At 64.6% G+C, this 10,954-nt stretch carries 5 protein-coding genes; 2 read left to right on the plus strand and 3 right to left on the minus strand.

Features of this window, described 5'->3' with window-relative positions:
- Window positions 1–194: 194 nt before the first annotated feature.
- Complete coding sequence (locus tag ABCR94_RS30105) at window positions 195–8,360, plus strand: DNRLRE domain-containing protein (protein WP_347123582.1); 8,166 nt, start codon at window positions 195–197, stop codon at window positions 8,358–8,360.
- The gene (locus tag ABCR94_RS30110; protein WP_347123583.1) at window positions 8,354–8,902 is read left to right on the plus strand and encodes an SMI1/KNR4 family protein; all 549 of its coding nucleotides are present in this window, start codon (window positions 8,354–8,356) and stop codon (window positions 8,900–8,902) included. The genes ABCR94_RS30105 and ABCR94_RS30110 overlap by 7 nt, the downstream gene beginning before the upstream one ends.
- Before the next feature lie 194 nt (window positions 8,903–9,096).
- Here ABCR94_RS30110 and ABCR94_RS30115 read toward each other — a convergent pair whose 3' ends face one another.
- The 3 genes from ABCR94_RS30115 to ABCR94_RS30125 all read right to left on the minus strand — a co-directional run.
- The gene (locus ABCR94_RS30115) at window positions 9,097–9,696 is read right to left on the minus strand and encodes an IS3 family transposase (protein ID WP_347123631.1); all 600 of its coding nucleotides are present in this window, start codon (window positions 9,694–9,696) and stop codon (window positions 9,097–9,099) included.
- Window positions 9,697–9,701: 5 nt separating this feature from the next.
- Entirely contained in the window at window positions 9,702–10,019 is a 318-nt protein-coding gene (locus ABCR94_RS30120) for a transposase (protein ID WP_347123584.1), read from the minus strand.
- A 559-nt stretch (window positions 10,020–10,578) separates the two neighbouring features.
- A partial coding sequence (locus ABCR94_RS30125; RefSeq protein ID WP_347123586.1) for a hypothetical protein occupies window positions 10,579–10,954 on the minus strand: 376 nt, incomplete at its 5' end.

Below are 10,954 nucleotides of genomic sequence, written 5' to 3' on the forward strand. Positions count from 1 at the left end.
GCCACGGTCGGCCCCTGGTCTGGGTTGGTGGGAGGCGTCTCTCGGTGCGCCTCTGACCAGTGGTGTGCCTTGATTTCGCGTCTCGTCCATTCGGTTATGGCATTCGTGTGCGCGCAAATTGTGCGCGGAAATCGAAAGGTGCAGGCGTGAAAGTTCCGTACAGGAGATATGTCTCCTGTCTAATAGTCTCGGCGATGGCGGGAACGCTGCTTCCGCAGGTCGCGTATGCGGCCCCGGCTTCATCGTCCACCGGCGATGACAAGGGGGTCGTAGACACCTTCAAAAGCTGGTTCTCCGACGACGACGATGACGACAACAAGCCGCCCACCGGCGGTCAGTTGGAGATACCCAGCCGGCAGAAGCTGCCCAAGGGCAAGAAGCTGCCGAAGCCCAAGCGGGTCAAGGAGCTGACGGAGCGGCGCACTGCGCAGGCGCGGTTCTGGCAGATGTCGGACGGCCGGGTCGAGGCCGACCTGGCGGCCGTGCCGGTCTCGTACAAGTCCGGGAAGTCCTGGAAGCCGATCGACACCGCGCTTCATTCGACGAAGACCAAGGGCTTCGACTTCGCGAACACCGCGAATACCGGTCAGAGTTGGTTCGGCTCGGACGCCGAGAGGCTGCTGCGTTTCAAGGCGCCGGACGGCCGCTCGGTCACGATGGGCCTGAAGGGCGCCGGCAAGTCACTGAAGCCGCAGGCCAAGGGCGACACGGTCACGTACCAGGACGCCGTGTCCGGCGCGGATCTGCAGTACCGGGTGGGCCGGGGGCAGGTCAAGGAGAACATCGTCCTGGCCCAGGCTCCGTCGGGCCCGGTGGCGTACACTTTCACGCTGAATACCGACGGGCTGACGCCGAAGGCCCGCAAGGACGGCTCGGTCGCCCTCTACGGTGAGCTGCCGAACACCCCGGTGATGGTGATCCCGGCGCCCTACATGACGGACGCCAAAAAGGACCGGCGGTCGCCGACCGGGGGCACGTACTCCACCGAGGTCAGCCAGAAGCTCACCCGCGACGGCAAGAACTGGAAGCTGACCGTCACGCCGGACGCCAAGTGGCTCGCGGCGAAGCAGCGCCAGTACCCGGTGGTGATCGACCCGACGATCACCATCGCGCCGTCGCCGACGGCCTCGCAGGACACGATGGTCATGTCTGACCAGCCCGCGGTGAACTTCAACAGCTCCTGGAAGCTGTCGGCCGGCAAGACCGACACGGGCATCGCCCGGTCGCTGATCAAGTTTCCGCTGACCGAGATCCCGGCGGGCACGAAGGTCGACTCCGCGCGCCTGAACATGTATTTCGACCAGGCGCACACCACCAACGCCAACGACGTCACCATCGAGGCGCACCGGGCGACCGGCACCTGGGACGAGACGACGGCGACCTGGAACAACACCAGCGCGCTGGTGGGCGAGCTGTCCGGCACCACCACCTCGATCGACGACGGAGACGCGGGCACGGCGGCGGTCGGTGAGTGGCCCCGGGGCACCACGACCGGCGGGGCGGCAACCAACGACGACTTCGCGTACAACAAGAACACCGCGACCGGCGAGTCCTACACCTGGCAGCCCCAGGTCGCGGAGACCGCCTCGTACCGGGTGGAGGCGCACTACCCGGCGGCCTCGGACGCGGCCACTGCCGCCCCGTACACGGTCACCCACCGGGACGGGGTCAACTCCTACACGCTCAACCAGACCGGCACGGCCGGCACCTGGAAGGCGCTGGACACCACCGAGCGGTACTTCGCCAAGGGCAACACCGGCAAGATCGTCCTCGGTGACACGGGCAGCTCCACCACCCGTACCCTCGCCGACTCGATCCGCCTGGTGAACCCCGCCCAGATCGTGAAGAACACGGGCGAGTACAACCAGTGGCACAATCTCGCGGTCACCGACACCGTCCAGAAGTGGGTGTCGGGCACCGCCGCCAACTACGGCTTCGTGCTCCAGGCCAAGGACGACACCCTGGCCGGCACCCTGACCGGCGGTCCGCGCTACGAGGCGGGCGACGGCAGCGCCTACGGCGGTGAGACCTCGACGATCCCGCGGCTGACGGTGACGTACGGCAAGGTGGGCACCTCGCTCAACTCGCCGACCGTGGTGCACTCCACGGGCCCCGAACTGTCCTGGCCGAAGTACACCAACTCCACCGGTGACACCAGCCTGGACATTACCGAGTACCAGCTGCACCGTTCCACCCAGCAGGTCTTCACGCCGTCCGCGGCGACCCTGGTTGCGCCGGTCGACAAGGCCGCCACCGCCTACACGGACACCACCGCGGTACCGACCCCGGACTCCTCCTCCGCGGAGATCGAGAAGTCGTACTACTACCAGCTCGCGGTCAAGACCACGGACGGGCAGCTGCTCGGCTCACCGACCCGCGTGGTGGGCATTCCGAAGGCCGGCCGGACGATGAAAATCATCCAGGGCAGCCAGGGAGGCGTCACCGACACCACGCTCTCCTCCGCCCAGCCGACCGTCAACCAGGACACGATCCAGTCCTTCGGCGTGGGCCAGAGCTGGCTGAGCGTCGGCAACAACTCCACCACGTACGGCAAGACACGCGCCGTACTGAAGTTCCCCACCACCGCCATCCCCAGCACCGCCACGGTGCTGGAGAACAAGATGTACATGTGGGGCGCCGAGTCCACCACCGACACCAACGGCGCGATCTACGAACTCCACTCCCTGACCAAGGACTTCACCGAAACCACCGCCACCTGGAACAACGCCACCGCCACCACCCCCTGGACCACGGCCGGCGGCGACATGTCCGCCACCGTCTCCGACACCGTCACCCAGGTCACAGACGTCGGCCGGCACTGGTGGGACGCCACCGGCCTCATGCAGTCCTGGGTGAAGACCCCGATCGCCAACAAGGGCGTTGCGGTCAAGCTGAAGGACGAGTCGGGCACCGGGCCGCAAGAGCGCACCCTGTTCCTGAACGCCGAGGCCGCCGACCCGCAGCTGCGTCCGTACATGCAGGTCATCTACGTGGATGCGACGACGGAGGACACGTACTACGCGCCGCAGACGCCGGCCCGGATGACCCCGAACTCCACCTACACGGTGGACTTCACGGTCACCAACACCACCGCAGCGGCGTGGGCGGCGGGTGAGCGCGAGCTGTCGTACACCTGGAAACTGCCCGACGGCACGGATGTCACGACCGGCGGCAACCAGCTGAAGACGGCAATCCCGGCGCTGCTGCCGGGCAAGTCTGCGACCATCAAGGCGCAAGTATCGACGCCGATCAACTCGGACTCGGGGAACAAGCGCACCGACTATGTGCTGGGCTGGGACGTCCGTAAGATCTCCGACGGCAGCTGGCTGTCCGCCGGTACCGGCGGCATTCCGTCGCTGAAGCAGAACGTCGCGGTCGAGGACCCCACCTCTAACCAGATCGGCCTGGAGAAGTTCTACGCCTACTCCGGCAAGAACACCGGCGCCGGTTCCACGGTGATGAACAACCTCGCGGCCGGTAACGCCGTGTGGTCGTACAACGCGTTCACCAACCCGGGCCGCGGTCTGAATACCTTCGCCCGCTTCTCCTACAACTCGCTGGACACTTCGGACACGGTGCTCGGCGCGGGCTGGTCCGGGCAGGCGGCCGGGCCCATCCGGATGGGTGCGCCGCTGGAGCTGCACCCGAAGTCGAACCCGACCGAGATCAGACTCCCGGACGGCGACGGCACGACGCACGTCTTCCGCAAGGAGCCGGACGGCAGCTGGAAGGCCCCGGCGGGTGTGCACTACAAGCTCGCCCCGAAGGCGAACCTGGACTGCACGCCGGCGAAGGACCCGATCCCGGACGCCTGGACGATGACCCGTCCGGACGGTACCCGGTTCCTGTTCGGCTGCGACGGATACATGACGTCGGCCGTGGACCAGAACGGCAACACGCAGTCGTTCACCTACGAGGAGCGCAAGGCCCACGGCAAGCCGGTCAAGTTCCTCGCGTATGTCACCGACCCGGCCGGCCGCCAGACGCTGACGCTCGATTACTACAGCAAGGGTGACGCGACCTACGAGTACATCGATGCCACCGGCGCCAAGGTCACCGGCACCAACCTGAACAACTCCAAGATCTACGACCACGTGAAGTCCATGACGGACATCTCGGGCCGCAAGGTCTCCTTCTACTACACCGAGGAGGGCCTGCTCGGGCAGTTCATCGATGGTGAAGGCTCGACCAGCGGTGCGCCGAAGGTCTTCAAGTTCACCTATGACGCCGTCCAAGGAAAGAAGAACGTCAAGCTGGTCAAGGCCACCGACCCGCGCGGCAACGCGACCGACATGGCGTACAACGAGCCGAAGGCAGGCGACGACCCGAAGTACCACTGGTGGACCAAGGCGGTCACCGACCGGCGGAACGGGAACACGGGCTTCGCGTACCAGGTGAATGCCGCAAACAACAAGTTCACGGACACCAAGGTGACGGACGCCGAGGCGCACGCCTCCGACTACGTCACGGACGACTTCGGACGGCAGGTGCAGGTCACCAACGCCAAGTCCGAGCCGGCCAAGATGAACTGGGACGCCGACAACAACGTCACGTATCTGGAGGAGGCGAACGGCGCCAAGACGGCCTTCTGCTTCGACCAGAAGACCGGCTATCCGCTGCGGCAGTGGGATGCGGAGACGACCAAGTCCTGGACGTCCGAGCAGCTGATCGCCACCTACTACTGCAACCCGGCGAACGACGGCAGTCTGCCGAACTCCTCGAAGTACCTGTACCAGACGCGTCTGGACGGGTACTCCGCGGACCTGTTCACGAAGACCTCCCAGGAGGGCCGTACCTGGCAGTTCGGCTATGACTCCTTCGGCAATGTGAAGACGGTCACCGACCCCAAGGGCGTGGCATCGTCGACCGCCGACGACTACACCACGAAGTACGACTACGACGGTTTCGGGCAGCTGGCCAAGGCCACCGACGCCAACGGCAACGCCACCGTCAACTCGGACTACCACGAGGTCGGCTACCCGAAGACCATCACCGATCCCGAGTCGCACGCGGCGAAGTACGTCTACGACGAGCGCGGCCAGGTCACCCAGGTCGCCGACGCGCTCAACAAGTCGAAGACGCAGACGTATGACACCTTCGGCCGCCCGCTCGTCAGCACGGTCCCGAAGGACCAGGCCGCGGGTCTCTTCATCACCACGCCGGCACCGGCCTATGACGCGAACGACAACATCACCAAGTCCACGGCGCCGAACGGTGCGGTCTCCGAGGCGGTCTACGACGGCAACGACCTGATCACGGAGGCCAGCGCCCCGGCCAACAACGTCACCACCGGTCGGAAGAGCACCTACACCTACGACAAGGTCGGCAACCTCAAGTCATCGACCGAGCCGAAGGGCTCAGCGACCACCGCCGACCTGACGGACTACGTCACCACCAACAATTACGACGCGACCTATCAGATCAGCTCCGTGCTGAACTCGGATGGCGACAAGGTCTCCTACGAGTACGACAACGTCGGCAACCTGGTCACGGTCGGCGACCCGAAGAAGAACGCCACCGCCGATACGACGGACTACACGTCCAAGACCGTCTACGACCTGAACCACCGGGTCGTCAAGGTCACGGATGCCGCCGGCAAGTACACCACCATCGGCTACGACCGCGACTCGAAGCCCAAGGAGACGACGGACCCGGAGCGCAACAAGACCGAGACCGTCTACGACGAGCGGGGCGCGGTAGCCGAGCAGCGGGTTCCCTACCTGGGAACCACGGTCCGCACGACCAAGTTCGAGTACGACCAGGTCGGCAACCGCACCAAGGTCGTCTCTCCCCGCGGTGCGAACACCTCCAACAGCGAGGACTTCGCCACCCGTACCGAGTTCGACAGGCTCAACCGGCCGGTCAAGGCGTACCTGCCGTACGACCCGGCGGACTCCCGCTACAACAGCCCGAACGTCTACACGCAGACCGTGTACGACGAGGTGGGACGGGTCAAGAAGGTCTCAGCACCGCCCTCGGAGGGCCAGACGGTCCGCAACGACGCCGATTACACCTACTGGGACAACGGCTGGCCCAAGACTGCCCTCGACCCATGGGACATCCGCACCGCATACGACTACGACGCGATGGGACAGCAGGCCTCGCGGACGCTGACCTCGGCCGGCGGTACGGCGTCGCGGACGATGAACTGGACGTACTACCAGGACGGTTTGCTGAAGACCCGTTCGGACGCACCGTCCGCGGGCACGGAGCGCAGGTCCTTCGCGTACGCCTACGACGCCAACGGCAACACCACGTCGATCGACGACACCTCTTCAGGCACCAAGGTCGACGCGTACACGATGACCTACGACGGCTTCAACCAGGTCCAGAAGGTCACCGAGGCGCTCGCCGGCCAGGAGAAGAAGTCCACCTCGTACGCCTACGATGCCAACGGCCAGCCGGAGACCGTTACTCACCCCGACCAGTACTCGCAGTACACCTACGACCTGCGGGACCTCGTCAAGACGGTCAAGGTCGGAAAGAGTGCATCGGACGCCGGCCCGAAGATCGCCGAGTACACCTACAACGACCGCGGCGAGCGGCTGAAGGAGACCAAGGCCAACAAGAACACGGTCGACTACGGCTACTACCTGAACGGGACTCTCAGGAGCACCGTCGAGAACAAGGCCGACGGCACCACGCTGGTCGCCTCGCACACCTACGGCTACGACGCCAACGGCAATAAGTCGCAGGACGTCTCGAAGAAGATGAACGCCGACAACCACTCGGCGTACCTCGACTCCACCACGGACTACACCTACGACCCGGCCAACCGGCTCGCGAAGATGACCAAGGCGGGCAACGGCGCCGGCACGGAGACGTATGTCCACGACGACAACGCCAACGTCATCAGCCAGAACCTCAAGGGCACGACGACCAGCTTCACCTACGACCGCAACCGGCTGCTGAACGCGACCACCGGCGGCGTCCTCCAGACGTACAACTACGACGCCTACGGCCGCATGGACAACGTCACGTCCGGCGGCAAGGTCCTGGCGGACAACACGTACGACGGTTTCGACCATGTCGTTGAGCACACCAAGGCGCAGCCCGACGGGACGTCGCGGACCACCAAGTACGCCTTTGACCCGCTGGACCGCACCACGGCCAAGACGGAGGGAACCAAGACCACCGACTTCAACTACCTCGGCATGTCCGGGGAGATACTCGACGAGCGGGTAGCCGGTGAGATCACCACGTCTTACCAGTACAGCCCGTGGGGCGAGCGGCTGTCGCAGATCAAGCAGAACAGCGACGGCACCGAGGACCTGGGCGTCTACGGCTACAACGGCCACACCGACGCCGAGACCCTCACCGACAAGAACGGCAACACCGCGTCGACGTACGGGTACACGGCCTACGGCAGCGACGACACCTCCGAGTTCACCGGCATCGACAAGCCCGATGCCGCCCAGCCCGAGAAGGAGATGTACAACTCCTACCGCTTCAACGCGAAGCGATGGGACGCCGCTAGCGGAACCTACGACATGGGCTTCCGCGACTACAGCCCGGGCCTGAACCGCTTCACCTCGCGGGACATGTACAACGGCGCCCTCGCCGACATGAGCCTCGGCAGCGACCCGTTCACCGGCAACCGCTACGCCTTCACCGGCGGCAACCCGGTGAGCAACGTCGAGATCGACGGGCACTTCTTCCCGCTCATCCTGATAGCGATCCCCGCCGTGGAGATCATCGCCGCCACGGTGGTGGCCACGGTCACGACCGCGGTAGTGGTCACGGCGGCCCAGGAGGCCGGTGAGGCCATCGATGGGGCCATCGAAGATGCCGGTCAAGAGGACGAGCCGACGCCGGCCCCTGCCCCCAGGGGCCGGCCGGGCGGTGACTCGGGCTCCGACAACGACACGGAGAACAAGGAGCGGTGTGACTCCCAGCCCAAGGAGGAGCGTCACCAGTACCAGCCGACGGACGAGAAAGGCCGTGCTCAAGGAGCGAGCGCACTGCTCTGCCCGAGCGACTACAAGCCCGTGGGCGCGAAGAGGAGCGACGGCGGGACGGTGAATGTGTACGGGTTCCCGGAGGGCAACAACCTGGACTCCAACGACAATCCCATCTACCACCGCTCGCACATCATCGGCGACAAGGTCGGCGGTGTCTGGTCCAAAGAGAATCTGTTCACGGGGTTCGCTCGGATGAACACCAGCGGTATGAGACGCTGCGAGATCAAGATGGAGAAGCAGCTGAAGGCCGGTAACTGGGTGCAATACGCCGGAAAGGTCAACTATGCGGACGCGGGCGGCCTCGCGGAGAGCATTACGATGACCGCGTCCACGAAGGAGGGTCAGTTGTTCTCAGCCACCACCATCAAGAACGTCCAGGATTGGCAGACCACATGCTGAGGATTGAAGAGCTGGAGGCGGCGCTCCCCACGATGACGCGGTGGAGAGCGGGATCGCCTCGCCGTGTGGACTGGGCGGCATTGGAAGGCGGGTTGGGTACGGCGCTCCCCGCGGACTACCGCGTCCTGGCGGAGGCGTATCCCACGCTGGTCATCGATGACTTTCTGTCGGTGGCGCTCCCGGCGCCCGGGTTCGAGACGAATTTCGTCGCCGGTCGCCGGTACAGCTCAGAGATCCTCAGGGACCTCTGGGAAATCGACGAGACCGAGGGATACGCTCCGTACCCCGAGCCCGGTGGTGTGTTGTGCTGGGGTGAGTCCTACTCGGGGGACCAGCTCTACTGGAAGATGAACTCCCCCGATCCGGATGCGTGGCCGGTGGTCGTCTTCGGTCGCAACGGGGACTGGTCGGAGTTCGAGATGGGTGTCGTGGAATTCCTGGCCGCCACCTACCGGCGGACCATCGACATCCCGGGCATGCCGGCGAACTTCCCGAGCGAGCACCCCCAGGTGATGGGCCACGACCGAAGGTCCGCCACCTGACACATGCAAGTCCCCACCACGCCATCGGCTGACGCCGCCCGCGTGAAGGCTCCCACTGTGCCCCGCCCGATGTCATCGGGCGGGGCACAGTGAACCGTTCCGGATTCGGTAGAGACTCTAGATTGTGGCTGTGACCTGCAGATTTGTCTGCTGTTGGTAGTGGACGGCTTCGTATTCGGCTGGCGGGACGTGGCCTATCTCACCGTGGAGTCGGCGGTGCATATGACTGGGGTGTTCGCGCGGTCGCGCTGCCACAGGCCCATTTCGAGTGCGGACAGCACGAGCGGTGTCTGCTTGTTCGTCGCGGCGGACCAGCCGACGATCCGGCGGGAGAAGGTGTCGACGACGAAGGCGACGTAGACGGTGCCGGACCAGGTGGCCACGTAGGTGAAGTCTGCGACCCAGACCCGGTTCGGGGCGCTGGCCACAAACTGCCGGCCCAGCCGGTCCGGGGCCCGCTCTGCTTCCTTGTCCGCCTTGGTGGTGACGATCTTCTTCCCGCGCACCGCTCCCGTGATGCCTTCGGCCTTCATCAGGCGCTCGACGGTGCACCGGGCCACCTGATGACCTTGCCGTTTCAGTTCGGCCCAGATCTTGCGGGCTCCGTAGACGCTGTAGTTGTCCCGGAAGATCTCCACGATCAGGAGTGCCAGTTCCGCGTCCCGCATGGCACGGGCCGACGGTGGGCGCTTCTTGTGTGCGTAGTAGGTGGACGGGTGGATGCTGCAGTCGTGCTCGGTGAGCGTCCTGCAGATCGGCTCGACTCCGCCGAAGCGGTCCCGGTGCTCGTCGATGAACGCTACGAGCGTGTGTGTGGCCGGTCGAGCTCGGCCGCGAAGAAACTTGCCGCAGCCTTGAGGATCTCGTTCGCCCGCTTCAGCTCGGCGACCTCCCTCTTCAGGGCCTTGAGCTGGGCGGATTCCTCGGTTGTGGTCCCGGTCCGGGCACCGGCGTCGACTTCTGCCTGCCGCACCCAGTTCCGCAAGGACTCCGGCCCGATGTCGAGCTTCGCTCCGATCGAGCGGATCGCCGCGGACTCGGTCTTGTACTGATCACGAGTCTCCAGGACCAGACGCACGGCCCGCTCCTTGAGCTCCTTCGGATATTGCTTCGCCATAACGCACTCGATCCTTCCAAAAGATCGAGCCTCGATCAAACCCGGAACGGTTCATAGGTCGTTTCTGTACGGCCTTGTCAGGCGAATTGGGATGCACTTGGCTATCCCCTCAGCGGTGCCAACTTGTTTCCTGCCACAAAGGGCGCCTGACCTGCGGTTTTGTGCGTGCACATTATGTGCAGTGTGGGCGTTACGGGGCGATATCTTGACGCTGAAATAGGGCTCGTGACGCTCATTTGACGCTCGCTCTGATGGACCGTCAGGCGTTTTGCGTCGCTGGTCGGGCGGCCCGGACCTTGATCCTTTTTGGCGGTTGAGGCTGCGGCTCCGCAGTGCACCGGTGCCAAGAAGCTGCTGGTGCGCTGGCGTCGGCCCCACGGATCCCCCAATAGCCGGAATGGGCGTCGACGGCGGCCATGGCGAGCGCGGCTTGTCCAGATGCCCAGCGCTCCATGATGCGCGTCTGGAATCTCTTGCTGACAGCTGTCAAATTGCCGCTATTGCGGCAGTCCTGATCACTATGCACGGGATTGGTGTGAGTTATTATCAACCGACGTTGTCAGATTTTTAGGTTGAATTCCCTGAACGTTTCCGGGTAATTTTCGGTCAACATACGAATGACGCTTGAACGGGTTACGGGGAGGCTGAACTCGAGGGCCTTGGCCAGCACATCACGCCCCCTGAGGAATTGTTCGTAAACCTCAAAATATAGAGCTCCTTGAATGTATTCATCTTCATTACTGGCCAATCCTTCGATGAACTCGAAGCATGGAACCAAGACTTCGCGGTTGGCCGGCTCCTTACTCAATTCGGGAAGCAGGATGGGCCGGACGAAGGCCATGGGAAGGAAATCGTACAGATCAGAGTCCCGGTCCGGCCACGCCTCAAAGTCCGATCTCGGTCGATCCGGCACTTCCCGCAATGCCCCATCAGCC

The organism is Streptomyces changchenzhani, assembly GCF_039766235.1.
Lineage (GTDB): Bacteria > Actinomycetota > Actinomycetes > Streptomycetales > Streptomycetaceae > Streptomyces.